The organism is Allobosea sp. GW821-FHT03A12 (assembly GCF_058986765.1).
This window is the reverse complement of sequence record NZ_JBYSVZ010000013.1, coordinates 1-23916: the sequence shown is the minus strand read 5'-3', so window position 1 is coordinate 23916 and position 23916 is coordinate 1. Positions and strand designations below refer to the sequence as shown.

The window sequence follows — 23916 nt, the reverse complement described above, 5'->3', positions numbered from 1 at the left end:
GCGGTTACCAAAAGCGCTACTCTCCACTCAATTGGAAATCACGTTGCCTTGAAAACAGGCTTCTGCTGCGGCTGATCGCGAAAACGTGCCAGGGCCTCGGCCCCGATCAGGTTCGGACGCCAGCGCCGGTGCATCCAGAGCCACTGCTCGGGATGCTCGCGGACCCAGCCATCGACCACGGCGGTCATCATCGCCATGGCGCCGGTGACGTCGATCTCGCCGTTGGCGTCGCGCGGCAGATCGAGCGGCGGGGTCAGTTCGATGCGGAAGCGCCGGTTTGGCAAGCGGATGACGCGCACGCCATGGACCGGGCATTCGAAGCGGCGGGCGAACTTGCCAAGGATCGGGTTGGTCAGCGCCGGCCGGCCGAGGAAAGGCACGACCACGCCCCGGGTGAAATGCTGGTCGATCAGCATGCCGAGATGGCCGCCATTCTCGAGCACGCCCTGCATGGCGAAGGCGGCGCCCTGCTTGGCGGCGGCGAGGCCGCCCATGGCGCCGGAGCGGATCTCATGGACGACGGCAGCGATCGCCGGGTCATTCGGCGCGCGGAAGACGGCGGTGGTGTCGAGATCGTAGGTGGCGGCGCAGATCGCCGGCAGCTCCCAATTGCCGAGATGGGCGGAGAAGATCAGCCCCGGCCTGTCGTCGTCCTTCAGCGCGATGAAATGCTCGATGCCGACGACCTCGATTCGGCCGTTCGGATCGGGGTTGTGGTAGTCATAGTCGAACAGCGTCTTGAGATGGGCGTATTCGGCGACGGTTCGGCCAAGATTCTCCCAGCCACCACGGACGAGGCGCCTGGCCTCAGCATCCGAGATGCCGGGGAAGGCGGCGCGGACATTGGCATAGGCGACGCGGTTCACCGGGACCAGCGGGCTGACGCTGCGCAGCAGCCAGCCGCCGAGGTCGGAGGCCCGCTCCGGCCCGAGCGCGCGCAGGAAAGCGAAGACCGCGCGGATCAGCCCGATCATCAGCGCGGCGCCGATGCGCGTCGCGAATTGCTTCAGCTGCCTCAAAGGTCCCCGCCCGGTCCGCCGGCGCAGCGTCCGGGAAGGACCTCGCCATCGCGGCGCGACTTGCGGGATTGCGGCGGGCGCGTCAAGTCGCGCCGGCTCATGGCGGGACCTCAGAGCGTGACGATGACCTTGCCGAAGACCTTGCGGCCCTCGATCCGGGCGAGGCCCTGCTCGAACTCGGCAAGCGGGAAGACCGAATCGATCACCGGCTTCATCCCGGAAGCCATCTTCTCCAGCGACTGCGAGATGTTCTCGATCCGGCAGCCGAAGGAGCCGGTGATCCGATATTGCTGCTGGAAGAGCTGCATCAGGTTCATCGTCGTCGAGGCGCCGGAGGTGGCGCCGCAGGTGACGAGGCGGCCGCCGCGCTTCAGGCAGAGCAGCGAACCGTTCCAGGTGTCGGCGCCGACATGCTCGAAGACGACATCGACGCCCTTGCGCTTGGTCAGGCGCCGGACCTCGCCCTCGAAGCGCTCGGTCTTGTAGTTGACGACGAAATCGGCGCCGAGCGCCTTGGCCTTCTCGCCTTTCTCGTCATCGCCGACGGTGGTGTAGACGGTGCAGCCGATCGCCTTGGCCATCAGGATCGCCGCCGTGCCGATGCCGGAGCCGCCGGCATGGACCAGCACCGACTCGCCGGGCTCGAGCTTGGCATTGTCGAACAGCATGTGCTGGACCGTGCCGAAGCCGATCGGAGCGCAGGCGGCGTCCTCGAAGGAGACGCCCTTCGGCGCCTTGATCACCAGGCGTTCGGGCCGGTTGATCACTTCGCGGGCGAAGCCGTCGATATGGAAACCCATGATCCCGGCGACGTTCTCGCAGAGATTGTCGCGGCCCTCGCGGCAGGCCTTGCAATGGCCGCAGGTCTCGGCGCCGTACATGGTCACCGTATCGCCCTCGCGGAAGCGCGAGACGCCCTCGCCGATCGCGACGACCTCGCCGGCCGCCTCGACGCCGGCCGCCTGCGGCATCTTGCGCTTGGCGAAGGCCATGCCGCGGAAGCCCCAGAGGTCGAGATAGTTCAGACCGACGGCGCGCACGCGGATCTGGACCTCGCCGGGAGCGGGCGGGGGCGGCGGCTCGATCTGTTCGAGGCGGAGGTCGCGATCGCCATGGAGCTGGAGCGAGAGCATGGGTCTTCGTCTTTCAGAGCTGGTCCGGCCATTGCCGGGAGGCGTGCAGGACCGCGAGGATTTCGACGCGCCCGTCGCGGACGCGATAGGGAAGGATATAGCTGGTGCCGGCTACCACGAGTTCGCGGGTTTCTTCTACCCGCCCGGCCCTGCCGCTATGCGGATAGTCGACAAGTTGGGCTGCTGCGGATCGGAGCCGGCGAACAAGCGTAAGCGCTGCCGTGGGGCTGAAATCGGCGACATAGAGGGCGATGTCGCGGAGGTCTGCCTTGGCTCGTGTCGTCCAGACCAGTTTCATTTGGCGGAGTCGATACGAGCCTGTATCTCGGCCTCGATCGCATCGAGCTCTTCCTCCGTGGCGAATTCGCCGCGATCGGCCTGGGCGATGCCCTCCTTGATACGGGCGATCTGCCAGGAATTGAGCTCGATGTAATTCTCGATCGCCTTGGCGGCGAGCCAGTTGCGCGAGCGATCGGTGTCCGCGGCCAGGGCGTCGAGCTTGGCGAGGGTCTCGTCGTCGAGGCGGATGGTGAAGGCTGCCGTCATGATGGTTCACTCCGGTTCACAGTGAACATAGCCGGTTCACAGCGCAGCGCCAAGCGCTGCGCGTTTACCATGTTTCACGTGAAGCGCTGGAGCAGGCCTTTAGCGATGCACGCCGAGATGGGCGGTGAGGCCGCCATCGATCGGCAGGACCGTGCCGGTGATATAGGCGGCCGGCGGGCTCATCAGGAAGGCGGCGAGGCCGGCGACCTCCTCCGGCTTGGCGAAGCGGCCGGCCGGAATCTGGCTTTCCATCTTGTCGCGATAGGCGGCGTAGGGCGCCATCATGTCGGTGTCGACGAAGCCCGGGGCGATCACGTTGACGGTGACGCCACGCTTGCCGGTCTCGACCGCCAGCGTCTTGGCGTAGGAGATCAGGGCACCCTTGGACGCCGCATAGGCGGCGTTGCCGGGATTGCCGCGCAGCGCCGCGACCGAGCCGATTGCGACGATGCGGCCGGCCTTGGCTCGGATCATGCCGCGCATCAGGCTCTTGGCGAGGCGGGTGAAGGCCCAGAAATTGACCTGCATCGCCGCCTCGGCTTTGTCCTGCACCAGCATGGCGGCGAGCGTGTCATAGGGCTGGCCGGCATTGTGAACGAGACCGAACCAGGCTTCGCCCTCGCATTGCTCGCAGAAGGCGTCGAGCGCGGTCTTGTCGGAGAGGTCGAGCGGCAAAGCGCGGACAATGCGGCCGGGTGCGGCCTCGGCGATCTCGGCGGCAAGGGCCTGCGCCTGCTCGCCCGAGGAGCGATAGGTGAAATCGACATCGTGGCCATCGGCCACGAGCGCCCGGACGATCGCGGCGCCGACGCCCTTGGCGCCGCCGGTGACGAGGACCTTGGTCATGCCGCTGATGGTCCGGCCGTCAGGACAAGGCAGGTATTCTGGCCGCCGAAGCCGAAGGAGTTCGACAGCACGGTGCGCACCTTGGCGTCGCGGGCCTCGTTCGGGATGACGTCGAGTGCGATCGCCGGATCGGGCGTGTTGTAGTTGATCGTCGGCGGAATGCGGCCATTGGCGATGGTCATGAAGGAGATCACCGCCTCGACCGCGCCGGCTGCCGTCAGCGTGTGGCCGAGCATCGATTTGTTCGAGGAGATCGGCAACTTGGCCATGCGCTCGCCGAAGACGGCGGAGCAGCTCATCGCCTCCATCTTGTCGTTCTCCGGCGTCGAGGTGCCGTGCGCGTTGATGTAGTCGACGTCGTCAGGCGTCAGCCCGGCATCGGCGAGCGCGTCCTGCATGGCGAGGATCGCCGGCTTGCCGTCCGGGCTCGAGCGGGTGCGGTGGAAGCCGTCGCCGCGCTCGCCGCAACCAGCGACTATGCCGAGGATGGTCGCGCCGCGCGCCAAAGCGTGGTCGTAGTCCTCCAGCACCAGCGCGCCGGCGCCCTCGCCCATGACGAAGCCGTCACGGTTCTTCGAGAACGGCTTGGCGGCGCCTTCCGGCGGATCGTTCTGGGTCGATAAGGCCGAAAGCAGCGAGAAGCGGATCAGCGCCTCGGCATGGACCGAGCCGTCGGTGCCGATGCAGAGCGCGGATTCGGTCTCGCCGCGGCGGATCGCCTCGACACCCATCTGGATCGCGGTCGCCCCCGAGGAGCAGGCGGTCGAGAGCGAGATCGGCGAGCCCTTGGTGCCGAATTTCTCGGCGATGTGCTCGGCGACGCCGCCGAACAGGAAGAGCTCGTGCATCGCCTGGTGCTTATGGCGAGCGGCGACGCGCAGCAGCGCGTCATAATCGGTCTCGCCGTCGACGGCTTGAGCCAGTTCCTGCTTCTGCGGCCATTCCATCTCGACCGGCGGTACCGCCATGAAGAGTTCGCCTGGGAAGTCGCCGGCCTCGCCGAGGCCGCTCTGCGTCACCGCTTCCTCGGCGGCGAGCGTGGCGAGCTTTTCGGAGAGTTCGGGGGCCGCGAAGGAGCCGTCGAACAGGAAATCGACGGTCGCGGCGATGGTGGTGCGCAGGCCGTCGGTCGGGAAGCGGTCGATGCGATGGATGCCGGAGCGGCCCGCGGTCAGGGCCTCCCAATTGGCGTCCTTGCCCTGGCCGAGCGAGGTGACGATGCCGAGGCCGGTGACGGCGACGATCGGCCGGCCCTGGCTGTCGCGATGGTTTGCACCCATGACGCCTCTCCTCAAGCCTTGACCAGATGGGCGGCACCTTCGCCGCGCCAATGTGCAGCGCCGGTGACGATCGCCTCATTCGCCGCGCCGGTCGAGAGGGCGGCCGCGGCGAGCGCGACCGAGACCGGGAACGCAGCTTCGAGGGAATGGCCGACGAGGTCGCCAGTAGCAACGCGGCGCGCGTCCGGCGCTGCCTTGGCGATCGCGGCGGCCTCTTCGTCGGTGATCTCGGCGCAGCCGGTCGCAGCCGAGATCGCCAGCGCGTCGGAGCCAAGCGGGCCGAAGCCGGCGAGCAGTTCGTCGAGCGCCTTGGCGACCGAGCCGGGTTGGCGGCGGCTGCGATGGGCGCCGGCATGGCTCAGGCGTGCATGCGCCCTGGCGCCGCGGGCCGCGGCGCGCTCGGCCGATTCGAGCACGAGGAAGGCGCCGGCGCTGCCGGTGATCATGCCGGGCGCATCGCTGCGGGCGAAGACCGGCGCGAACTCGGCAGAGCGCAGGAAGCCGCCGAGCTCAAGCAGCAGCAGCATGTCGCGGCGCTCGGCATTGTAGGCGCCGCCGACGAGGATGATGTCGGCCTGGCCAGCCGCGATGCGGGCCCGGGCGGTGCGGATCGCATCGACGCCGGCCTGCTCCTCGCCCATCAGCGTGCGCGAGGCGCCGGTGATGCCGTGGACGATGCCGATATTGCCGGCGAGCAGGTTGGAGAGCTGGGCCAGGAACAAGGTCGGCCTGAGATCGCCCATCAGCCGCTCGTTGAGGAAGGGGCCCGGCTGGTTGGCATTACGCAGGCCGGTCAGCACGGCGGCGTCGACGGCGTGATCACGCTCGCCGCCGCCGGCGGCGACGATGACCTGGAGCTGGCTCTTGGCCTCGGCGTCGTCCTTCAGCCCGGCATCGTCGAGGGCAAGGCCGGCGGCGTAGACGCCGAGACGCTGCCAGGGCTCCATCTGCCGCTGGTCGGACTTCTTCGGAATCTGCTTGTCGAGCTCGAGCGGCTTCAGCGGATGCAGCGGATAGGGCGCGAAATTCTGGGTGTCGACGACGGGCTGGACGTTCGTAGCGAGCGCCTGCACATGCGTCTCGATGCCCTCGCCCAGACTGGAGGCGAGGCCGATGCCGGTGATGACGACGTCGCGGGCCATGTCAGGCTGCCTCCGGGGAGAGGCCGATGGCAGCGATGCGGCTCTGCATCAAGGTGCGCATATCGGCGGGGAAGGGCATCAGGCGGAAGCGCAGTTCGGCATCGCAGATCGGCTTGCCGGCAAGCGTGATCTTCGCCTTGGTCGCGGCGTAGCCGGAGCCCTCGATCACCAGCTCGGCGCTGGTCTCAAGCTCGGCGTTCGGCTCGACGAAGGTGCGGAAGCGCGCCTTGTCGACCGTCATCAGGAAGGGCATCTGCGTCAGGCCGTTCAGCCCGAGCAGCAGATAGCCGGAGGCCTGCGCCATCGTCTCGGTGAGCAGGACGCCGGGAACGAGCGGGTGGCCGGGGAAATGGCCCTCGAAGACCGGGCTCTGCGCCGGAACGGTCGAGCGGGTCACAATCCGCTTGGTCGCCGGATCGAAGCTCTCGACCTTGTCGATCATGTCGAAATATTCGAGGCGCATGCGGTTCCAACCCGTCTCGCCGCGAGCGGGTCGGGCCCCGCTTGCGGCGTCTCAACGTCTGGAGCATGTCAGCTTTTCAGGAAACGCTGACATGCTCCAGCTCTTCGATCTTACGCAATTCCGGACGCAAAACCGCTGCGCACTTTTGCTGGAATTGCTTCGGCAACGGCCCTTGCGGACCGCAGCTTGCTCAGGCGGCCTTGGCGGCGACGAGGTCGTCGATGCGCTTGCACAGGTTCTCGAGCACGAAATACTGCTCGGCCGGCGCCTTGCCCTCGTTGACCTCCTGGGTCCACTGCTCCAGCGGCAGCTTGATGCCGAAGGCCTTGTCGATCGCGAAGGCGATGTCGAGGAAGGCGAGGGAGTCGATGCCGAGATCGTCGATCGCGTGGCTCTGGGGCGTGATCTTCTCGCGAGGAATGTCGCAAGTTTCCGAAATGATGCCGGCGACCGTCTCGAACGTGGCGGACATGCGGGTGCTCCCGTCGTGGATGATGATGGCGGGCGACATCCGGGCGCGGTTGCCGCGCCTGCCCCAAGCCCCCCGCCGAGGATGGCTGTGACCGCCCCCTTACACCTGCGTGCAGAATAGGACAACCGTCACGACCAAAGAGAGACGCCCGGCTTTTGGCCGGGCGTCCAGTATCGTCCTCGCCGAGCCTCAGGCGGCGATGCCGCGCAGCACGTAGTGCAGGATGCCGGCGTTCTTGAAGTAGTCGAGCTCGTCCAGCGTATCGATGCGGCAGAGGATCGGAACCTTCTTCACCTTGCCGTCGGCATAGGTGATTTCGGCTTCGAGCGTCTGGCGCGGCTTGACGGTGGGCAAGCCCTTGATCGTCACGCTCTCGTCGCCCTTGAGGCCGAGCGAGGCCCAGCTGGTGCCCTCCTGCAGGGTGAATGGCACCACGCCCATGCCGACCAGGTTCGAGCGGTGGATGCGCTCGAAGCTCTGGGCGATCACGGCCTTGACGCCGAGCAGGTTGGTGCCCTTGGCCGCCCAGTCACGCGAGGAGCCGTTGCCGTATTCGACGCCGGCGAAGATCACCAGCGGCACCTTCTCGGCCTGGTAGCGCATCGCCGCATCATAGATCGGCAGCTCTTCCTTGCTGGGGTAGTGGATGGTGTAGCCGCCTTCGCGGCCGTTCGGGCCCATCATGTGGTTGCGGATGCGGATATTGGCGAAGGTGCCGCGCATCATCACCTCATGATTGCCGCGACGCGTGCCGTACTGGTTGAAGTCGGCGACGGCGACGCCATGCTCGGTGAGATAGGCGCCTGCCGGCGAGGCCGCCTTGATCGAGCCGGCCGGGGAGATGTGGTCGGTGGTGATCTTGTCGCCGAACAGGCCGAGGATCCGGGCGCCGACGACGTCGGTGACCGGAGCCGGCTGCTTGCCCATGCCGCGGAAATAGGGCGGGTTCTGGACATAGGTCGACTTGTCGTCCCAGGCATAGGTTTGGCCGGTCGGCGCCTTGACCTTCTGCCAGTTGGCGTCGCCCTTGAAGACGTCGGCGTACTTCGCCTTGAAGATCGCCTTGGTGACGTTCTTGGCGATGAAGGCCTGGATCTCCTTGTTGGAGGGCCAGATGTCCTTCAGGTAGACCGGCTTGCCGTCCTTGCCCATGCCGAGCGGCTCGGTGGTCAGGTCGATCTGCACGGAACCCGCCAGCGCATAGGCAACGACCAGCGGCGGCGAGGCGAGGTAGTTCGCCTGCACGTCCGGCGAGACGCGGCCCTCGAAGTTGCGGTTGCCCGAGATCACGGCGCCGGCGATCAGGCCCTGATCGTTGATCGCCTTCGAGATCGGGCCCGGCAGCGGGCCGGAATTGCCGATGCAGGTGGTGCAGCCGAAGCCGACCAGGTTGAAGCCGAGCTTGTCGAGGTCCTTCTGCAGGCCGGCCTTGGCGAGATATTCGGCCACGACCTGCGAACCGGGGGCCAGCGAGGTCTTGACCCAGGGCTTGACCTTGAGGCCCTTCGCCACCGCGTTGCGGGCGAGGAGGCCCGCGGCCATCAGCACCGAGGGGTTCGAGGTGTTGGTGCAGGAGGTGATGGCGGCGATGACGACGTCGCCATGGCCGAGATCGAACTTCTCACCCTCGACCTTGACCCGGCGCGAGAGCTCGCCGCCCTTCTTGTAGTCGGTGTCCATCGCGGCGGCGAAGCCGCTCTTGATCGCGCCGAGATCGGCGCGGCCTTCCGGACGCTTCGGACCGGCCATCGAGGCCTGGACGGTGCTGAGGTCGAGCTCGAGCGTGTCGGTGAAGACCGGATCGGGCGTCGAGCGGGTCGCGAACAGGCCCTGGGCCTTCGCATACTTCTCGACCAGGGCGACGCGGGCCGCCTTGCGGCTCGTGGTCTCCAGATAGTTCAGCGTCTCGGCATCGACTGGGAAGAAGCCGCAGGTCGCGCCGTATTCCGGGCCCATATTGGCGATTGTTGCGCGGTCGGCCAGCGTCAGGTTGTAGAGGCCGGGGCCGAAGAACTCGACGAACTTGCCGACGACGCCCTTCTTGCGCAGCATCTGCGTGACCGTCAGCACGAGGTCGGTCGCGGTGATGCCTTCCTTGAGCTTGCCGGTGAGCTTGAAGCCGATCACCTCGGGCAGCAGCATCGACTGCGGCTGGCCGAGCATGGCGGCCTCGGCCTCGATGCCGCCGACGCCCCAGCCGAGCACGGCGAGGCCGTTGACCATGGTGGTGTGCGAATCGGTGCCGACCACGGTGTCGGGATAGGCGACCTCGACAACTTCAGTCTTCTTGCCCTTCTTCACCTTCTCCTTCGCCGTCCAGACGGTCTGGGCGAGGTATTCCAGGTTGACCTGGTGGCAGATGCCGGTGCCGGGCGGCACGACGCGGAAATTGTCGAAGGCGCCCTGGCCCCATTTCAGGAAGCGGTAGCGCTCGCCATTGCGCTGGTATTCGAGATCGACGTTCTGCTTGAACGCCTTGGGCGAGCCGAACTCGTCGACGATGACCGAGTGATCGATGACGAGATCGACCGGCACCAGCGGGTTGATCTTCTTGGGGTCGCCGCCGAGCGCGACGACGCCGTCACGCATCGCGGCGAGGTCGACCACCGCCGGCACACCGGTGAAGTCCTGCATCAGCACGCGGGCGGGGCGGAAACCGATCTCCTTGCCGGCCTTGCCCTTGTCGTTAAGCCAGGCGGCGACGGCCTCGATATCGGCCTTGGTGACCGAGCGGCCATCCTCGAAGCGCAGCAGGTTCTCGAGCAACACCTTCATCGAGAAGGGCAGCTTGGAAATGCCGGCGAGGCCGTTCTTCTCGGCCGCCTTCAGCGAGTAATAGACATATTTCTTCGTGCCGACGGTCAGCGTCTTGCGGCACTTGAATGAATCGAGCGAGGCCATTTTGGCTTACATCCTGATCAAGGGGTTGCGGTCACGAGCCGAATCCCTCCTTGCGGATAGATTCGGTCGAAGGCCTGTTGCGCATGACGCGCACGCCGCCCCGGGAGTGCCCGAGCCCCGCGCCGGATCGGCGTGCGGCGTAGCCACGGGTTCTATAGATCAATTCCAAGAAGCCCGCTACAGGCTCGATATGCGTCGGATGAAGAGCTAATGACGCTCCGAACTATAGGCTCGACGTGACGCAGCTCCCGTTCCAGACATTCGTACTGACCGCCGAAGGGCTCGCCTGCCGCCGCGGCGGGCGCGCGATCTTCGATGGCGTCGGCTTTCGACTAGGAAACGGTGAGGCGATCGCACTCACCGGCCGCAACGGCGCCGGCAAGTCGAGCCTGATCGCCATGCTGAACGGGCGGCTGCGGCCGGAGGCGGGAGCGATCAAGCTCGACGGCCTCGACGAGACCCCGTTGGCGGAGGCCGCCCATCTCGTCGGCCATCGCGACGGCCTCAAGACCGCGTTGACGGCGGCGGAGAACCTGCGTTTCACTCAGGATTTGCTGGGTCAGCCCGGACTCGCCCCGGCCGAGGCGCTCGCCACGGTCGGCCTGCCGCATGCCGGACCTTTGCCGGTCGGCTATCTCTCCGCCGGCCAGAGACGGCGCGTGGCGCTGGCGCGCCTCCTGGTGGCGTCGCGGCCGATCTGGCTGCTCGACGAGCCGATGGCGGCGCTCGATGTCGGCTCGCAGGCGATGCTGTCGCAATTGATGCAGGGCCATCTGGCGGCGGGCGGCGCGATCCTGGCTGCGACGCACGGGCCGCTCGGCCTCGACGGCGCGCGCGAACTCAGGATCGGGCCGTGACGAGCGCCTTCCTCGCCATCCTCAGGCGCGATCTCGCGCTGGCGGTGCGGGCTGGCGGCGGCGGCGAACTCGCGCTCGTCTTCTTCCTGACCGTCGTCGTGCTGATCCCGTTCGCGCTCGGGCCCGACCTCAACCTCCTGTCGCGGATCGGCCCGGCCATCCTCTGGCTCGGCGCGCTGCTGGCGACGCTGATCGGGCTCGACCGGCTGTTCCAGGCCGATGAGGAGGATGGTTCGCTCGACCTCATCAGGGGGGCGCCGCTGCCATTGGAACTCGCCGTCTTCGCCAAGGCGCTGGCGCATTGGCTGACCACCGGCCTGCCGCTGACGCTGGCCGCGCCGCTGCTCGGACTGCTCGTCGCCTTGCCGGCGGAGGGGGTTCTGCCGCTGACCGCGAGTCTCGCGCTGGGAACGCCGGCGTTGAGCTTTATCGGCGCGGCGGCGGCGGCACTGACCGCGAATCTCCGCCGCGGGGGGCTGATTCTGCCGATCCTGGTCGCGCCGCTCTGCGTGCCCGTGCTGATCTTCGGCGTTTCGGCTTCCGACGCCGCACGCGGGCCGATGCCACTGCAGAGCCCGCTGCTGATCCTGGCCGCATTGTCGCTGATGGCCGCGGCTGTGGGATGCGTCGCGGCGGCGGCGGCGCTGCGCCAGCCGGACTGACGATTCAGCTCCCGGACAGCTCGCGGCTGTCGAGTTCGAGCGCGCAGCCGGATTGAGACGCCAGATGAGCGACGACGGCAGCGATATCCTCGAGCGCGACATTGTCGTCGACGAAACGGAGTTGGACCTCTTCGGCCACGCCGAAGACGTTGACGATACGCGATTCACCGGCCTTCGAGCGCAGGGTCGTTTCAATAGCGCGCCGCATGGGGTCGGAAAGCGTGATGTGCATGAGAATCCCTCCTGCATCAAAGGTATCCGCAACCCGCGCGCGGCGCAAGTAAAAAACTGAACAATTTCAGATAGTTAGTAGGTTGTGCCGAAGGCGTCGGAATGGCATGACGCTAAGTTAGCGCCGGCACCGCCACTACTTGAAAATGAGCACTTTGTGTCCATATAGTCGCTTACTCATTTTTAGCGCGACGGGGGGCGCGATGTCGGATCTGGAACGCGGTGAACGCCTGCAGATCATGTTGAGTGCGGACGAGCTTCGGGCCGTTGAGAACTGGCGTTTCGACAAGCGCATGCCGAGCCGGGCGGCCGCTGTCCGCGAATTGCTCAGGCGCGGGCTTGCGGCCGAAGGCTTCCTCACGGCCGGCGAAGGCGTGACCTCCGGCCGTTTCGGCGTCGTCGATAGGACGGGTGCCGATGCGTCCCGCGAGCCCGACGACAAATAGCGGCCTCATCGTCGCAGGCGCGGCTCCTCGATTGTGAGCCGGGCCGGCGATTGCTACATGCTCTCTGGTCGAAAGAAGAGCAGAGCCGGCCACGATCCTTCATGGCGAGCCTTACCGAACTGGCCAATCCGGCGCGCTTCATGCGCCTGTCGAGCGTCTTGCTGCCCTGGCTTTCGGGCGCGGCGGCGCTTTCGCTCGCCATCGGCTTCTATCTCGTCTGGTTCGTCGCTCCGTCCGACTACCAGCAGGGTGAGACCATCAAGATCATGTACATCCATGTGCCGGCCGCCTGGCTGGCGCTGATGTTCTATTCGATGATGACGCTATCGGCGCTCGGCGTGCTGGTCTGGCGCCATCCGCTCGCCGATGTCGCCCAGCAGGCGGCTGCGCCGATCGGCGCCTGTTTCGCGCTGATCTGCCTGCTCACCGGCTCGTTCTGGGGCAAGCCGATGTGGGGCACCTACTGGGTCTGGGATGCGCGCCTGACCTCGATGCTGGTGCTGTTCCTCATCTATCTCGGCCTGATCGCGTTGCGCCGCGCCATCGATGAGCCCTCGCGGGCCGGGCGCGCCGTCGCGATCATGACGCTGGTCGGCTGCGTCAACATTCCGATCATCAAGTTCTCGGTCGACTGGTGGAGCACCTTGCACCAGCCGGCCTCGGTGCTGCGCCTGGGCGGGCCGACCATTCATGCCTCGATGCTCTGGCCGCTGGTGATCACCGCTGTCGGCTTCACCTTGCTGGCGCTGGCGTTGCACTGCGCTGCCATGCAGGCCGAGATTCTGCGCCGGCGGGTCCGGACGCTGACGATCTTCGAGGCCGAGCGGCTCGACCGGCTCTCGCTGCAGGCGGCGCAATGATGGACGCGCTTGGACCTCATGCCGGTTTCATCCTCGCCGCTTATCTGGCGATGGCCGTGATCCTCGGCGGCCTCGCTGCCGCGATCCTGTTCGACAGGCGCGCGCAGAGGCGCGCGCTCGCGGCGCTGGAAGAGCGCGGTGCCGGTCGTCGTGGCGGAGCTGCATCATGAGCGAGGCTTCGGTTTCGCCGCCCCGGCGCTCGCCCTGGCTCTACGCCATCCCGCTGCTGGTGTTCGCGGCGCTGGCCGCTGTGTTCGCCAAGGGGCTGTTCTCCGGCGATGCCAGCAAGGTGCCCTCGGCCCTGATCGGCAAGCCGGCGCCGGCGATCACGCTCACTCCGCTCGAAGGCTTGCAGCGCGACGGCCAGCCGGTTCCCAGCTTCGGCATGGCGGATCTGGCGCAAGGCAAGGCGACGATCGTCAACGTCTTCGCGAGCTGGTGCGCGCCCTGCCGGGTCGAGCATCCCTTCCTCGTCGCCATGGCCGATTCGGCTGCGGTGAAGCAGGGCAAGGTCCAGCTTGTCGGCTTCAACTACAAGGACGAGACCGAAAATGCCCGCCGCTTCCTCGGCGCGCTCGGCAATCCCTATTCGGCCGTCGGGGCCGATCGTGGCGGGCGTGCCGCGATCGAATGGGGCGTCTACGGCGTGCCCGAGACCTTCCTGATAGGGCCGGACGGGCGCATCCTCGACAAGCATGTCGGCCCGCTCGACGGGCAGGCGGCGTCACGCATGCTGGCGAAGGCGGCGGCGCTGGTGAAGTGACGCGCTTTGGCGCGTCATGGTCGGCCTTGAGCCGATCACCTCAGGATGAGAAGGCGCCTCTTTCGGGAGGAGATTCTCGGGTCTGCGCTCCGCTTCGCCCGAGAATGACGCGCTTTGTCAGGCAGCTTTCCTACCGTTGACCAGGCTCGCGAACATGCCGCGCCCGTCGGTGCCGCCGACCAGGCCGTCGATCAGGTTCTCCGGATGCGGCATCAGGCCGAGCACGTTGCGGCCGGGCGAATAGATGCCGGCAATGCCGTTCAGCGAGCCGTTCGGATTCGCCTCGGCAGTCACGTTCCCGTCCGCATCGCAATAGCGGAAGGCAACCAGCCCCTCGCCTTCGAGCCGGGCGAGCGTCTCTGGATCGCAGGTGTAATTGCCCTCGCCATGGGCGATGCAGACGTCGATCGCCTGGCCCCTGGCATAGGCCGAGGTGAAGGCGGTGTCGTTGCGCTCGACCTTGAGGTGCTGGCGCTTGCAGACGAACTTCAGATCGGCATTGCGCGCGAGCACGCCCGGCAGCAGACCAGCCTCGCAGGCGATCTGGAAGCCGTTGCAGATGCCGAGCACGAGGCCGCCGCGTGCCGCATGCGCCCGGGTCGCGTCCATGATGTGGGCGCGCCCGGCGATGGCGCCGCAGCGCAGATAATCGCCATAGGAGAAGCCGCCCGGCAGGACGACGAGATCGGTACCGGCCGGCAGCTCATGGTCGCCATGCCAGACATGCTCGACCGTGGCGCCCGCCTGGCGCAGGGCCTTGGCGACGTCGCCGTCGCGGTTCGAGCCGGGGAAGGTGATGACGGCGGCGCGCATGGGATGCCCCTTTCCTATCAACGGCTGGCAGTACGGCGTGGACCGCCGTCGACGATCTCGACCGCCCTGAGGAACTCGTCGAGATGGCGGCCGGCAGCGGGCTCATTCTGCGAGATCGACAGAATATTGAAGGCAAGCGAGCCGGCAAAGACCGACGTCGACCTGCCGAACTCCGTCTTGCCGTCGCGTTGCTTGGTGTAGGCGAAGCTGAAGGACGGGAAGCCCTTGGTCGTCCCAGTTCGCGGCTGCGCCGTGATGGTCGCGCCTTCCTGGGCCGCCTTGTCGGCGACGCGCTGCGCCAGATCGAGCAATGCCTGCGGGTCGGGCTTGCGGGTCGGGCTGTTGAGCCGTGCGTAGATCACCACCGAAGGCGCGGGGCAGGCCAGTGGCCGGCAGACGAAGGCGGTGCGCGCGGCGCCCAGCGTGTCGATACCGCGGCTCTGCCATTTCTCGCGATCGAAGTTCTGGAGGCGCAGCCGAGTTTCGCCCGGCCTGATCGGCGTGTCGAATTCGCCCTCGGCCAGACGCTTCGGCTTGGTGGCGGTCGTCTGGCAGGCGCCCAGGGAGAGCGCGAGCAGGGCGGCGAGGCCGATCTTGAGCATGGTCGGTGGGTTTCTCGGTAAGGTAGATCGTCAGCCGACCAGCTCGACGCGATAGTTCTCGATCACGGTGTTGGCGAGGAGCTTCTCGCAGGCGGCCTTGAGCGCGGCTTCGGCGGCGACCTTGTCGGAGCCTTCGAGCTCGATGTCGAAGACCTTGCCCTGGCGGACCGAGCCGACGCCGTCGATGCCGAGCGATTTCAGCGCGCCCTCGATCGCCTTGCCCTGCGGGTCGAGCACGCCGGTCTTGAGGGTGACGGTGACGCGGGCTTTCATCGTGATCTCCGGGCGGGACTGTTGGGGGGTGCCTTAACGGTGAATCGGCGCAGGCTCAACTCTTTGTCGCGCCTGCCGCCGGGGCGATGGTGACGCGGCCATCCAGCAGGCCCTGCAGATAGTCGAGCACGGGCCGCGCCGACTCGCCGCCCATCTTGGCATGTGTGAGCAGCGGGATGCCGTGCGGGCCGGCTGCGGTCAGGGTGTCCGGCACGGCAGCGAGATGGGTGCGGACGAGGTCGAGATGTCCGAGCATCGCTGCCGCGAAGACGTCCATCCGAGCGCCTTGGGCGAGAAGGAATTCGGCGATCTCCCGGCGCCCGGTATGGGCGGCTGCCCCGAGCCCGCTCTCCCAGTCGCCGCCGCCCCAGTCCCAGACCGCGTTCACCAGAGCCGGATGCTCGCCGACGAGCGCAGTGACCTTGTCGAGATTGCCATGCGCGGCGCGGACGAAATCCTGGACCAGTTGCGGGTCGAGCTGCGGCTTGTCGGCCATCGGGATCTCCTGCTTGCCGGTCGGTTGACGATGTCAGCGGCTCGCCCAGGTGGCGCGGGCGACATCCTGGGCGGCTTGTGAATCGTCGGTGACGGCGATCGCCATGGACAGCGTGTTGTCCTTGCGGGCGTAGAGGATCGCGGTCGCGGCCAGGCGGCCGCCGTCCTTGGCGCGGATCTCGACGAGGATGCCGTCGGTGCCGTCCTGCTTGAAGCGGGAGACGGTGGTGGTGCTCTTCGGCTTCTGCGCCTGCTTCGCCTTCGGGCGCTTCGAGAATTCCTTGGCCAGCCGCGCCGGATTGAGTGCGAGCGTCCGCGCCATGTCGGCGGCCTCGCGGCCCTCGAAGCTCAGGAGCGCGGCGACGCCCGGCCGCGGGCAATCCTCGGGCGTGCAATAGACCATCGCCTTCGGATTGATGCCGTCGTTGACGACCCAGTTCTGGATCGGCAGCGGCTCCCAGCCGCGCCCGGCGGCGAGCTGGACCAGGCCCGGCCCGAAATGGTCGGCGCAGCCGGCGATCAGCAGGAGACCGAGCGCGAGCGCGCCGAAACGCAAACGGGAGCGCAAGCGCCCCCGTCCGGCCGTCAGAGTTCCGGCAGCCGTCACGCTCACTGCACGAGGCGCGGCCCGGTCGGGCCCGGCTTTTCGTTCTCGCCGAGGATGCCGAGGCGGCGCGCCACCTCGGTATAGGCCTCGATCAGGCCGCCCAGGTCGCGGCGGAAGCGGTCCTTGTCCATCTTGTCTTTCGACCGGATGTCCCAGAGCCGGCAGGAATCGGGGCTGATCTCGTCGGCGACGACGATGCGCATCATGTCGCCTTCCCAGAGCCGGCCGCACTCCATCTTGAAGTCGACCAGACGGATGCCGGCGCCGAGGAACAGGCCGGAGAGGAAATCGTTGACGCGGATGGCGAGCGCCATGATGTCGTCGATCTCCTGCGGCGTCGCCCAGCCGAAGGCGGTGATGTGCTCTTCCGAGACCATCGGGTCGTTCAGCGCGTCGTTCTTGTAGTAGAACTCGATGATCGAGCGCGGCAGCTGGGTGCCCTCCTCGATGCCGAGCTTGGTCGAGAGCGAGCCCGCCGCGACATTGCGGACCACGACCTCGAGCGGGATGATCTCGACCTCGCGAATCAGCTGCTCGCGCATGTTCAGCCGGCGGATGAAGTGCGTGGGCACGCCGATGTCGTTGAGATTGCTGAAGATGTGCTCGGAGATGCGGTTGTTGAGCACGCCCTTGCCGTCGATCACTTCGTGCTTCTTGGCATTGAAGGCGGTCGCGTCGTCCTTGAAATGCTGGATCAGCGTTCCAGGCTCCGGTCCTTCATAGAGGACCTTCGCCTTGCCTTCGTAAATGCGACGGCGGCGGTTCATCGGGATATACCGTGGCTTGAGGAAATCCAAAGGGTCGGCCTCTCTCTGGTCGCGGTCGCCCGCGGCGGGATCATGGCCCTGTTCAGCACGCTCTCGCGCAATCCCGTTGCTCTGTCGAGTTCGATCTTGGCGCGCCGATCCGGCTGGTTCATGCGGGCCTCGCTCCATTGGAAGCTCGCCGCGCTCGCGCTATATGGGCCTTTCGCGCCGCAAACGCAACAAATGGCAAAAGGCCGGGCTCGAGAGCCCGATTCGGCGGGGTTGGGGCCACTTGCCCGGCGGGGCCTCTAGCCCGCACCGCCATCACATTGCTATATGGCGAAGCTTGATGTCGCGCCGCAGCAAGATTGCCGCTCCGAAGAGGATTGAGACCACATGACCACCTTCGACCAGCGCAAGGACGCCTACGAGAACAAGTTCGCGCATGACGAGGAGCTGCGCTTCAAGGCGACGGCCCGGCGCAACAAGCTGCTCGGCCTGTGGGCAGCCGACAAGCTCGGCAAGAGCGGCGCCGATGCCGAGGCCTATGCCAAGTCGGTCGTGCTCGCCGATTTCGAGGAGGCCGGCGACGACGACGTGCTGCGCAAGGTCAAGGCCGATTTCGCCGCGGGCGGCGTTGCGGTCGCGGACGACGAGATTCGCCGGACGATGACCGAGCTGCTGATCAAGGCCGCCGACGAGATCCAGGCCGGCCGCTGAGAGCCCATTTGTAAACTCTACTCCGGCGGCCGTCTGACGGCGTTTTCTGCGCTTCCGGTGCTCACGGACCAATGTCCGCTGCGCTCCGGTTCTCGAAAACACCGCCAGCCGACCGGCCGGAGCGACTTTCCAAACGGCCTCTGAGGCGGCCTTCTCCGCATTGCGCCCTTGAGCGGGGCGCATGCCGCATGGTTTGCCTTTCGCCGCCGGTTCGGTCCAGGGTCGCCGGACCCGCCAGTGGTGAAGAGCGGGCAACTGGAAGAACGCGCCCATGACCGCCGCCAAGCCGACCGTGCTGTCCTCGCTCGCCGATCGCCTCGCCAAGGGCGAGACGCTGCTTTCCGCCTGGTGCGGGCTGCCCGATCCGAGCGTTGCCGCGATCCTGGCGCAGGAAGGCTTCGACGCGGTCACGCTCGACATGCAGCATGGCCCGATCACGCTCGCCGAGGTGATCCGGGCGATCCCGCTGATCAATGCCGCCGGCAAGCCGGCTATCGCGCGCATTCCGGTCGGCGAGTTCCAGAACGTCTCGAAGCTGTTCGACTCGGGCGCCTCCGGCGTGATCGCGCCGATGATCAACACGATCGAGGATGCGCGCCGGCTCGCGGCCTATGCCAAGTACCCGCCGCTCGGCGAGCGCAGCTGGGGCAGCTATGGCGGCCTCGGCGCCTCGGGCCTCGGCCAGAACGCCTATCTCAACCAGGCCAATGATTTCTCGCTGAGCTTCGCGATGATCGAGACGCGCGAGGCGATGGCGATCGTCGACGACATCCTCGCCCTGGACGGGATAGACGCGCTCTTCGTCGGCCCGTCAGACCTCTCGATCGCTCTCTCGGGCGGCGCCTCCGTCAATGCCTCGGCCAAGGAGGTCGACGATGCGGTGCGCCATATCGTGGCGCGGGCGAACGCGGTGAATAAGCCGGTCGCCTTCTATGCTGCGAGCGCAGAGCGGGCGGCGGAAGGCATTGCGCTCGGCGCGCGGCTGGTCACGGTTATGAGCGACACCGGCTTCCTGCGCAGCGCGGCGCAGACGGCGCTGAAGATCGCGAGGGGCTGAAGCGCTTCAGGCGTTGATGCCCTCGCGCGATTTCAGCACGGCGTAATAGGCCCAGAGCAGGCGCGCGGCGACACCGCGCCAGGGCCGCCACGCTTCGGCCAGTTCGGTCAACTCGGCGGGCTTGGGCCGCGTCGCCAGCCCGAAGGCGATCTTCGCCGCCTCCTGCACCGCGAGGTCGCCGGCGGCGAAGCCGTCGCGATGGCCGAGGCAGAACAGCAGATAGACGTCCGCCGTCCATGGGCCGATGCCTGAGACGGCGGTCATATGCGCGTGGACGAACTCCGGCGTCGCCGTCTCCAGCGCGGCAAGGTCGAGCCGGTCCTCGGCGATCGCCGCGGCGACGGCGCGCAGCGTCTTCTGCTTCGGGCGCGACAGCCCCGATAGCCGCATCTCCTCCTCGCTGGCGGCAAGGACGCGTTCCGGTGTCAGCGGGCTGAGCACGCTCTCGACTCTTGCCCAGACGGCGCGGGCGCTTGCTACGGAAAGCTGCTGCGAGACGATGATCGAAGCGAGGCTCAAAAATCCGCTGTCGCGCCGGCGCAAGGGTGGGATGCCGGTGCGGGCGATGATCTGCGCCCAGGCGGGGTCAAGCGCGGCGAGGGCGGCCATGCCCTCTTCGAGATCGGCGGTGCTGGAGATCGTCATGCTGGCCGGGCTTATCACCGATCGGACGTCCGGGCTGTGTCAGGAGGCCGGACTTGGCGAGAGATGCGCGGGACCATAGACAGGAGGCGATGGCGTCGTCCTCTCCGATCTTCCGGTTTGCGCCGAGCCCGAACGGGCGGCTGCATCTTGGCCATGCCTATTCGGCGCTGATGAACGAGCGCCTCGCCGGGCGTTTGCAGGCCGATCTGCTGCTGCGGATCGAGGATATCGACCTCACCCGCTGCCGGCCCGAATTCGAGCAAGGCATTCGTGACGATCTCGCCTGGCTCGGCATCGGCTTAGTGCCGGAGGTCCGGCGGCAATCCCTGCATTTCGACGATTATCGCCGGGCGCTGGGCCGGCTCGAGGCGACAGGACTGGTCTATCCCTGCTTTTGCTCGCGCCAGGCGATCAAGGACGTTGTGCGCCAACGGGAGGCGACGACCGGAATCCCTTGGCCGCGCGATCCCGATGGCGCGCCGCTCTATCCAGGTACCTGCCGTGTCCTCGGCGAAGCTGAAATGCGCCACCGCCGCGAAGCGGGCGAGCCGCATGTGCTGCGCCTTGCCATGGATCGCGCCTTGGCGCGACTGGCTGGCGAATCGCTGTCCTACCGGCTCTTCGACGAGGCTGGAGGGGAGCGCGAGATATCCGTCGATCCCAGGCGCTGGGGCGATGTCGTCCTGGCGCGCAAGGATGTGCCGACGAGCTATCACCTTTCAGTGGTCGTCGACGATGCCTTGCAGGGCGTCAGCCATGTGGTTCGGGGGCAGGACCTCGAAGCTGCGACCGACATCCATGTCCTGCTGCAGCATCTGCTAGGCCTGCCGACGCCGCGCTATCACTTCCATCGGCTCCTCAGCGACGAGACCGGGCAAAAGTTGGCGAAGAGCCGGCTGTCCCGGAGCCTTGCCGACCTCAGGGCGGATGGGGCGACCCCGGAAGCGATCCGGCGGCAGCTCGGTTTCACGTGAATCGTTCGATCCCAGTCAGCCGACGCCCAGAAACGTCAGCCAGCCGATGGTGGTGAAGAGCGAGAGGCCGGTCGAGAGCGCGATCGCGCTGGAGGCGTCGGCGACGCCCTGCTTGTAGCGTTCGGCGAAGAGATAGGCGTTGATGCCGCAGGGGCAGGCGGCGAAGAGCACGGCGACGCCGGCCCAGGCAACAGGCATGGCGAACACTTTGGTCGCCAGCAGGAAGACGATCAGCGGGTGCAGGATGAGCTTGAGGAAGCTCAAGATCGCGGGCAGGCCGATGCCGGAGGCCAGGCCGTAGCGCCGCAGCGCGATGCCGAGGCTGACCAGGGCGCAGGGGACGGCGGCACCGGCGATCAGGTCGACGATCGACCAGAACGGCGCTGGAAGCATGCCCACGAAGGGGCGTACGGCGCTGCCGAGGAGAATGCCGACGACGATCGGGTGGGTGAACAAGCGCTTGAGCAGCAGGAGCGGTGACGTCCCCTTGCCTTCGACGAGCAGGGTCGCTGCGGTCATCGTCACCGGCAGATGCACGGCGAGCAGCAGGCTGAGCGGGACCGCCCCGGCCTCGCCATAGGCCTTCAGGATCATCGGAATGCCGACGAAGACGGTGTTCGACTGCGCAGCGGCGAAGCCGGAGACGACGAGCTCGGGGCCCTTGCGGGCGAACAGATGTCGCGCCACGAGCTGCGCGATCAGCCAGACGACGGCGAGGCCGGTGAAATAGGAGATCCAGTAGCCCCAGGGCTGGTCCAGCGGGATCGTGGCCGTCGCCAGCGTCTTGAACAGCAGGCAGGGGATGGCGAGGACGAAGACGAAGTCGGAGAGGCCCTCGCCGGTGGTCTCGCGCAGCAGCTTCAGCCAGCGCGCGCCATAACCGATGGCGATCAGGCCGAAGACGGGCAGGACAATGAGGAAGGACGATAGCATCTGGCCCGCCGGGCAGGGGAACGAGGTTCAGCGCAATTGCGCGGTCTGGCCTCCGGCCTTTTCGATCAGGCCCAGGACTTCGTCGCGTTGGCGTTTGAACTCGACCAGCGCCTTGCCGTCGAGCTCGCGGCCGCGCGGCACCTTGATCTTCATCGGGTTGACGAAGTTGCCGTTGACCAGCACCTCGTAGTGCAGATGCGGCCCCGTCGAGAGGCCGGTATTGCCGAGGAAGCCGATCACCTGGCCCTGGCGGACCTTGACGCCCGGCGCGATGCCCTTGGCGAAGGCCGACTGGTGCGAGTAGGCAGTGACATAGCCGTTGGCATGCTGGATCTCGATGCGGCGGCCATAGCCGGAATCCCATTCCGCCTTGATGATCGTGCCGTTGCCGGCGGCCAGGATCGGCGTGCCGATCTTGTTGGCCCAGTCGATGCCGGTATGCATCTTCGAATAGCGCATGATCGGGTGATAGCGCATGCCGAAGCCCGAGCGCATCTCGCCGTCGCTGATCGGCTTGCGCAGCAGGAACTTCTTCAGCGAGCGGCCGTCGCTGTCGAAATAATCGATCAGGCCGTCTTCGGGTGCCTGGTAGCGGAAGACCTGGCGCGTCTCGCCGTTGACGGTGAGGCTGGCCGAGAGGATCTCGGCGCGCTCGCCGCCGTCATCGTCGTCGGTGAAGATGACTTCGAGATTGTCGCCGCCGCGCACGCGCTGCTGGAAGTCGAGGTCATAGGAGAAGATCCGGACGAGCTCGTCGATCAGCGGACGCGGCAGGTCATGGCGCAACCCGGTCTCGTAGAGGCTCTCATAGAGCCGCGCGCCGGTGCCGCCCTCCTCTTCCTCCTCGCTCTCGTCGTCCTGCGCGCCGACCTGCGATTTCTGCAACGGCCCGGTCGTCTCGGCCCGCGGCAGGGAGACCGGAACGAACAGACCCTTGTCGTTGACCGCGACGGCGGCGGAGGGGCGGCCATTGTCGAGCAGGGCGACGCGAACGATCTGGCGGGGGTCGCCGGTGCGCGGGCCAGGTGCGAACAGGGCCTGCAGCACCTGGCCTTCTGGCAGGGCGGCGACCTTCACGCGGCCGTCGAAGGCCTTCATCATCGAGACGATCTGATCGCGGCTGGCGCCGGCATTGCGCACCACCGTCTCGAAATTCTCGCCGCGGCGAGTGATCAGCAGCTTTTCCTCGACCTGCGGCTCGCGCGTGGCGGCCATCGGGGTCTTCGGCGCGTTGGTGACGTTTTCCGGGACGACGCGGACCTCGATGCCCGAGAAGGAGGTGTCGGTGGCGGGAGCGTAGGACAGGAGGTTGCCGGCAGCGCCGCCGGCGGCCTGGTTGCCCTGGGCCAAGGTGCGGCTCAGCATCAGTTGCGGCGGGATCGGCAGGGCGGCGCGACGGTCGGCGGCAGCGAGGTTGGCGCGCTCCTCCTCCATCTGGTTGACGACATCGGCGTCGGTGAGATTGGCTTTGCTCGGTGCGATCGGCATGTCGGCAAGGTCGCGCTTGGTGATCGAGACGTCGGCATCCGCCATCTCGGTAACCGGCTCGGCATAGCGCTCGCCGCTGGGGGCGCCCTCGGCGAAGAGCCGCAGCGGATTGAAGGGCGGGATGTTGGCGGCATAGACGCCGCTGGTCAGCGACAGATTGGTCGAGAGCCGCACGAACGGGCGCACCCGGATGACCTCGCGATCGCCGATGCGCTGGGACATCGGGGCGCGCACGCTGTGCCGCGCCGAGGCGATCGGTTGCTCGGCGACGAGCTTGTCGCCCTTGCGGGCGCCGCCGCCGGCCGAGGTGGTCTGATGCGGGGTGACGGGTTCGGGGCGCTCGGCGAAGCTGGTGTCGCCGCGCACCGCGACCAGGATGGCGCCGCCGAGCAGGGCCGCGCCGCAGGAGCCGACGAGCAGGCAGGCGGCGAGCCAGCGCAGCGAGACGCCGCGGCGATCCATGCCGGCGGGCGTAGCGCCGGCCGGGGTGATCGGCGGCTCGATCCCGAGGTCGACGAGCAACGCCGTCGCTTCCGGCGTCAGCGGCTCATGCGGCGCTCTGAAATCCGGAGGGGCGTTCATCGGGCGTCTGGCGAATCCATTGATACGCCCGAGGGCGCCGAGTCGAAGCCGCGGATGGGCCCGATCCCTGTCTTATATAGAGCAGAGACCATGCCCCCGTCCCGCGCGGGAATCAATCTCGGGCTGATCCCGAGGGGGCGCCTGCGCGGACAGCGCGGCTAGTGAGAAAAAAATGCGGCTGTTTGCGGGCGGGCTCTTCCGGGCGGTCCTGTCCCGCGGCCGGAAAGGGCAAAAGGCCACCAAAATGCCCGGAAATCGCGAGCCGGATAAAAAAAATGCGGTCTTGTCGAAAAACTTTCATGAGGTGTGTTGACACCAGAACCGGCCTCCCCCTATAAAGCGGCCATCGAGACGGCGCCG

29 protein-coding genes are annotated in these 23916 nt (G+C 67.2%); 9 read left to right on the top strand and 20 right to left on the bottom strand.

Going from position 1 to position 23916, the window contains the following annotated elements; translation table 11 throughout:
- Positions 1 to 38 precede the first annotated feature (38 nt).
- The 10 genes from AC3WLC_RS30955 to acnA form a co-directional block, all read right to left on the bottom strand.
- Positions 39 to 1019 carry a lipid A biosynthesis lauroyl acyltransferase gene (locus AC3WLC_RS30955; protein ID WP_493687739.1) on the bottom strand — a complete coding sequence of 327 codons (981 nt, stop codon included), beginning with the start codon at positions 1017 to 1019 and terminating at the stop codon, positions 39 to 41.
- Positions 1020 to 1129: 110 nt separating this feature from the next.
- Positions 1130 to 2152, bottom strand: a complete 1023-nt coding sequence (locus AC3WLC_RS30950) for a zinc-binding dehydrogenase (RefSeq protein ID WP_493687738.1) — start codon at positions 2150 to 2152, stop codon at positions 1130 to 1132.
- Positions 2153 to 2165: 13 nt separating this feature from the next.
- Positions 2166 to 2450 (bottom strand): type II toxin-antitoxin system RelE/ParE family toxin, encoded by a 285-nt coding sequence (locus AC3WLC_RS30945; protein ID WP_493687737.1) that lies wholly within the window; start codon positions 2448 to 2450, stop codon positions 2166 to 2168.
- Positions 2447 to 2698, bottom strand: a complete 252-nt coding sequence (locus AC3WLC_RS30940) for a CopG family ribbon-helix-helix protein (protein WP_493687736.1) — start codon at positions 2696 to 2698, stop codon at positions 2447 to 2449. Before AC3WLC_RS30940 ends, AC3WLC_RS30945 begins: the two co-directional genes overlap by 4 nt.
- A 99-nt stretch (positions 2699 to 2797) precedes the next feature.
- Entirely contained in the window at positions 2798 to 3544 is a 747-nt protein-coding gene (locus tag AC3WLC_RS30935) for an SDR family oxidoreductase (protein WP_493687735.1), read from the bottom strand.
- The gene (locus AC3WLC_RS30930) at positions 3541 to 4824 is read right to left on the bottom strand and encodes a beta-ketoacyl-ACP synthase (protein ID WP_493687734.1); all 1284 of its coding nucleotides are present in this window, start codon (positions 4822 to 4824) and stop codon (positions 3541 to 3543) included. Before AC3WLC_RS30930 ends, AC3WLC_RS30935 begins: the two co-directional genes overlap by 4 nt.
- A gap of 11 nt (positions 4825 to 4835) precedes the next feature.
- Positions 4836 to 5966 (bottom strand): beta-ketoacyl-ACP synthase, encoded by a 1131-nt coding sequence (locus AC3WLC_RS30925; protein WP_493687733.1) that lies wholly within the window; start codon positions 5964 to 5966, stop codon positions 4836 to 4838.
- Between the two features lies 1 nt (position 5967).
- Positions 5968 to 6429, bottom strand: coding sequence for a 3-hydroxyacyl-ACP dehydratase FabZ family protein (locus AC3WLC_RS30920; RefSeq protein ID WP_493687732.1), 462 nt, complete (start codon positions 6427 to 6429; stop codon positions 5968 to 5970).
- A 190-nt stretch (positions 6430 to 6619) separates the two neighbouring features.
- Entirely contained in the window at positions 6620 to 6901 is a 282-nt protein-coding gene (locus tag AC3WLC_RS30915; RefSeq protein WP_066473700.1) for an acyl carrier protein, read from the bottom strand.
- Positions 6902 to 7090: 189 nt separating this feature from the next.
- On the bottom strand, positions 7091 to 9802 hold the full coding sequence (acnA, locus tag AC3WLC_RS30910) for an aconitate hydratase AcnA (RefSeq protein ID WP_493687731.1): 2712 nt from the start codon (positions 9800 to 9802) through the stop codon (positions 7091 to 7093).
- A 236-nt stretch (positions 9803 to 10038) separates the two neighbouring features.
- On the opposite strand from acnA, the gene ccmA reads away from it, so the two are divergent.
- Together ccmA and ccmB are read left to right on the top strand one after the other, a co-directional pair.
- On the top strand, positions 10039 to 10659 hold the full coding sequence (gene ccmA, locus AC3WLC_RS30905; protein ID WP_493687730.1) for a heme ABC exporter ATP-binding protein CcmA: 621 nt from the start codon (positions 10039 to 10041) through the stop codon (positions 10657 to 10659).
- Positions 10656 to 11321: a heme exporter protein CcmB gene (gene ccmB, locus AC3WLC_RS30900; protein WP_493687729.1), complete on the top strand. Its 666-nt coding sequence runs from the start codon at positions 10656 to 10658 to the stop codon at positions 11319 to 11321. The genes ccmA and ccmB overlap by 4 nt, the downstream gene beginning before the upstream one ends.
- A gap of 4 nt (positions 11322 to 11325) precedes the next feature.
- Here ccmB and AC3WLC_RS30895 read toward each other — a convergent pair whose 3' ends face one another.
- Entirely contained in the window at positions 11326 to 11553 is a 228-nt protein-coding gene (locus AC3WLC_RS30895) for a hypothetical protein (protein ID WP_493687728.1), read from the bottom strand.
- Positions 11554 to 11755: 202 nt separating this feature from the next.
- Between AC3WLC_RS30895 and AC3WLC_RS30890 the strand changes: the two genes are divergently transcribed.
- From AC3WLC_RS30890 to AC3WLC_RS30875, 4 genes are all read left to right on the top strand, one after another.
- Positions 11756 to 11998 carry a hypothetical protein gene (locus AC3WLC_RS30890; RefSeq protein WP_493687727.1) on the top strand — a complete coding sequence of 81 codons (243 nt, stop codon included), beginning with the start codon at positions 11756 to 11758 and terminating at the stop codon, positions 11996 to 11998.
- A 101-nt stretch (positions 11999 to 12099) separates the two neighbouring features.
- The gene (locus AC3WLC_RS30885) at positions 12100 to 12858 is read left to right on the top strand and encodes a heme ABC transporter permease (protein ID WP_493687726.1); all 759 of its coding nucleotides are present in this window, start codon (positions 12100 to 12102) and stop codon (positions 12856 to 12858) included.
- On the top strand, positions 12858 to 13028 hold the full coding sequence (gene ccmD, locus AC3WLC_RS30880) for a heme exporter protein CcmD (protein WP_493687725.1): 171 nt from the start codon (positions 12858 to 12860) through the stop codon (positions 13026 to 13028). Before AC3WLC_RS30885 ends, ccmD begins: the two co-directional genes overlap by 1 nt.
- Positions 13025 to 13621: a DsbE family thiol:disulfide interchange protein gene (locus AC3WLC_RS30875; protein ID WP_493687724.1), complete on the top strand. Its 597-nt coding sequence runs from the start codon at positions 13025 to 13027 to the stop codon at positions 13619 to 13621. Before ccmD ends, AC3WLC_RS30875 begins: the two co-directional genes overlap by 4 nt.
- Positions 13622 to 13738: 117 nt before the next feature.
- On the opposite strand, the gene purQ is transcribed toward AC3WLC_RS30875, so the two are convergent.
- Genes purQ through purC form a run of 6 tightly spaced genes read right to left on the bottom strand, consistent with a single transcriptional unit; the run spans position 13739 to position 17208 of the window.
- Positions 13739 to 14434, bottom strand: a complete 696-nt coding sequence (gene purQ, locus AC3WLC_RS30870) for a phosphoribosylformylglycinamidine synthase subunit PurQ (RefSeq protein ID WP_493687723.1) — start codon at positions 14432 to 14434, stop codon at positions 13739 to 13741.
- A 17-nt stretch (positions 14435 to 14451) separates the two neighbouring features.
- Entirely contained in the window at positions 14452 to 15036 is a 585-nt protein-coding gene (locus AC3WLC_RS30865) for a hypothetical protein (RefSeq protein WP_493687722.1), read from the bottom strand.
- 30 nt (positions 15037 to 15066) lie between these two features.
- The gene (gene purS / locus AC3WLC_RS30860; protein ID WP_493687721.1) at positions 15067 to 15309 is read right to left on the bottom strand and encodes a phosphoribosylformylglycinamidine synthase subunit PurS; all 243 of its coding nucleotides are present in this window, start codon (positions 15307 to 15309) and stop codon (positions 15067 to 15069) included.
- A gap of 55 nt (positions 15310 to 15364) precedes the next feature.
- On the bottom strand, positions 15365 to 15805 hold the full coding sequence (locus tag AC3WLC_RS30855) for an ankyrin repeat domain-containing protein (RefSeq protein ID WP_493687720.1): 441 nt from the start codon (positions 15803 to 15805) through the stop codon (positions 15365 to 15367).
- 33 nt (positions 15806 to 15838) lie between these two features.
- A complete protein-coding gene (locus AC3WLC_RS30850; protein ID WP_493687719.1) occupies positions 15839 to 16372 on the bottom strand; it encodes a hypothetical protein in 534 nt (177 codons plus the stop codon).
- Between the two features lie 41 nt (positions 16373 to 16413).
- Positions 16414 to 17208, bottom strand: coding sequence for a phosphoribosylaminoimidazolesuccinocarboxamide synthase (purC, locus tag AC3WLC_RS30845; RefSeq protein ID WP_291675428.1), 795 nt, complete (start codon positions 17206 to 17208; stop codon positions 16414 to 16416).
- Between the two features lie 345 nt (positions 17209 to 17553).
- Here purC and AC3WLC_RS30840 point away from each other — a divergent pair, with 345 nt between their 5' ends.
- Positions 17554 to 17877, top strand: a complete 324-nt coding sequence (locus tag AC3WLC_RS30840) for a DUF1476 domain-containing protein (RefSeq protein WP_493687718.1) — start codon at positions 17554 to 17556, stop codon at positions 17875 to 17877.
- Between the two features lie 271 nt (positions 17878 to 18148).
- A complete protein-coding gene (locus AC3WLC_RS30835) occupies positions 18149 to 18934 on the top strand; it encodes an HpcH/HpaI aldolase family protein (RefSeq protein ID WP_493687717.1) in 786 nt (261 codons plus the stop codon).
- A 6-nt stretch (positions 18935 to 18940) separates the two neighbouring features.
- Here AC3WLC_RS30835 and AC3WLC_RS30830 read toward each other — a convergent pair whose 3' ends face one another.
- Positions 18941 to 19579: a DNA-3-methyladenine glycosylase family protein gene (locus AC3WLC_RS30830; RefSeq protein WP_493687716.1), complete on the bottom strand. Its 639-nt coding sequence runs from the start codon at positions 19577 to 19579 to the stop codon at positions 18941 to 18943.
- An 89-nt stretch (positions 19580 to 19668) separates the two neighbouring features.
- Between AC3WLC_RS30830 and gluQRS the strand changes: the two genes are divergently transcribed.
- Positions 19669 to 20553 (top strand): tRNA glutamyl-Q(34) synthetase GluQRS, encoded by an 885-nt coding sequence (gene gluQRS, locus AC3WLC_RS30825; protein WP_493687715.1) that lies wholly within the window; start codon positions 19669 to 19671, stop codon positions 20551 to 20553.
- 15 nt (positions 20554 to 20568) lie between these two features.
- Here the strand turns inward: gluQRS and AC3WLC_RS30820 are convergent, their stop codons facing one another.
- The gene (locus tag AC3WLC_RS30820) at positions 20569 to 21486 is read right to left on the bottom strand and encodes an AEC family transporter (protein ID WP_493687714.1); all 918 of its coding nucleotides are present in this window, start codon (positions 21484 to 21486) and stop codon (positions 20569 to 20571) included.
- 27 nt (positions 21487 to 21513) lie between these two features.
- Complete coding sequence (locus AC3WLC_RS30815) at positions 21514 to 23556, bottom strand: peptidoglycan DD-metalloendopeptidase family protein (RefSeq protein WP_493687713.1); 2043 nt, start codon at positions 23554 to 23556, stop codon at positions 21514 to 21516.
- Positions 23557 to 23916 lie beyond the last annotated feature (360 nt).

Bases quoted from the DNA above. Each gene is read 5' to 3' on its own strand.
- AC3WLC_RS30920 (WP_493687732.1), bottom strand. From the start codon at position 6,429: ATGCGCCTCGAATATTTCGACATGATCGACAAGGTCGAGAGCTTCGAT.
- AC3WLC_RS30820 (WP_493687714.1), bottom strand. From the start codon at position 21,486: ATGCTATCGTCCTTCCTCATTGTCCTGCCCGTCTTCGGCCTGATCGCC.
- acnA (WP_493687731.1), bottom strand. From the start codon at position 9,802: ATGGCCTCGCTCGATTCATTCAAGTGCCGCAAGACGCTGACCGTCGGC.
- AC3WLC_RS30915 (WP_066473700.1), bottom strand. From the start codon at position 6,901: ATGTCCGCCACGTTCGAGACGGTCGCCGGCATCATTTCGGAAACTTGC.
- AC3WLC_RS30840 (WP_493687718.1), top strand. From the start codon at position 17,554: ATGACCACCTTCGACCAGCGCAAGGACGCCTACGAGAACAAGTTCGCG.
- AC3WLC_RS30835 (WP_493687717.1), top strand. From the start codon at position 18,149: ATGACCGCCGCCAAGCCGACCGTGCTGTCCTCGCTCGCCGATCGCCTC.
- purQ (WP_493687723.1), bottom strand. From the start codon at position 14,434: ATGCGCGCCGCCGTCATCACCTTCCCCGGCTCGAACCGCGACGGCGAC.
- AC3WLC_RS30875 (WP_493687724.1), top strand. From the start codon at position 13,025: ATGAGCGAGGCTTCGGTTTCGCCGCCCCGGCGCTCGCCCTGGCTCTAC.
- AC3WLC_RS30940 (WP_493687736.1), bottom strand. From the start codon at position 2,698: ATGACGGCAGCCTTCACCATCCGCCTCGACGACGAGACCCTCGCCAAG.
- AC3WLC_RS30945 (WP_493687737.1), bottom strand. From the start codon at position 2,450: ATGAAACTGGTCTGGACGACACGAGCCAAGGCAGACCTCCGCGACATC.
- gluQRS (WP_493687715.1), top strand. From the start codon at position 19,669: ATGGCGTCGTCCTCTCCGATCTTCCGGTTTGCGCCGAGCCCGAACGGG.
- AC3WLC_RS30815 (WP_493687713.1), bottom strand. From the start codon at position 23,556: ATGAACGCCCCTCCGGATTTCAGAGCGCCGCATGAGCCGCTGACGCCG.
- AC3WLC_RS30865 (WP_493687722.1), bottom strand. From the start codon at position 15,036: ATGCTCAAGATCGGCCTCGCCGCCCTGCTCGCGCTCTCCCTGGGCGCC.
- AC3WLC_RS30855 (WP_493687720.1), bottom strand. From the start codon at position 15,805: ATGGCCGACAAGCCGCAGCTCGACCCGCAACTGGTCCAGGATTTCGTC.
- AC3WLC_RS30950 (WP_493687738.1), bottom strand. From the start codon at position 2,152: ATGCTCTCGCTCCAGCTCCATGGCGATCGCGACCTCCGCCTCGAACAG.
- AC3WLC_RS30830 (WP_493687716.1), bottom strand. From the start codon at position 19,579: ATGACGATCTCCAGCACCGCCGATCTCGAAGAGGGCATGGCCGCCCTC.
- AC3WLC_RS30890 (WP_493687727.1), top strand. From the start codon at position 11,756: ATGTCGGATCTGGAACGCGGTGAACGCCTGCAGATCATGTTGAGTGCG.
- AC3WLC_RS30925 (WP_493687733.1), bottom strand. From the start codon at position 5,966: ATGGCCCGCGACGTCGTCATCACCGGCATCGGCCTCGCCTCCAGTCTG.
- AC3WLC_RS30930 (WP_493687734.1), bottom strand. From the start codon at position 4,824: ATGGGTGCAAACCATCGCGACAGCCAGGGCCGGCCGATCGTCGCCGTC.
- AC3WLC_RS30935 (WP_493687735.1), bottom strand. From the start codon at position 3,544: ATGACCAAGGTCCTCGTCACCGGCGGCGCCAAGGGCGTCGGCGCCGCG.
- AC3WLC_RS30885 (WP_493687726.1), top strand. From the start codon at position 12,100: ATGGCGAGCCTTACCGAACTGGCCAATCCGGCGCGCTTCATGCGCCTG.
- AC3WLC_RS30895 (WP_493687728.1), bottom strand. From the start codon at position 11,553: ATGCACATCACGCTTTCCGACCCCATGCGGCGCGCTATTGAAACGACC.
- purS (WP_493687721.1), bottom strand. From the start codon at position 15,309: ATGAAAGCCCGCGTCACCGTCACCCTCAAGACCGGCGTGCTCGACCCG.
- ccmD (WP_493687725.1), top strand. From the start codon at position 12,858: ATGGACGCGCTTGGACCTCATGCCGGTTTCATCCTCGCCGCTTATCTG.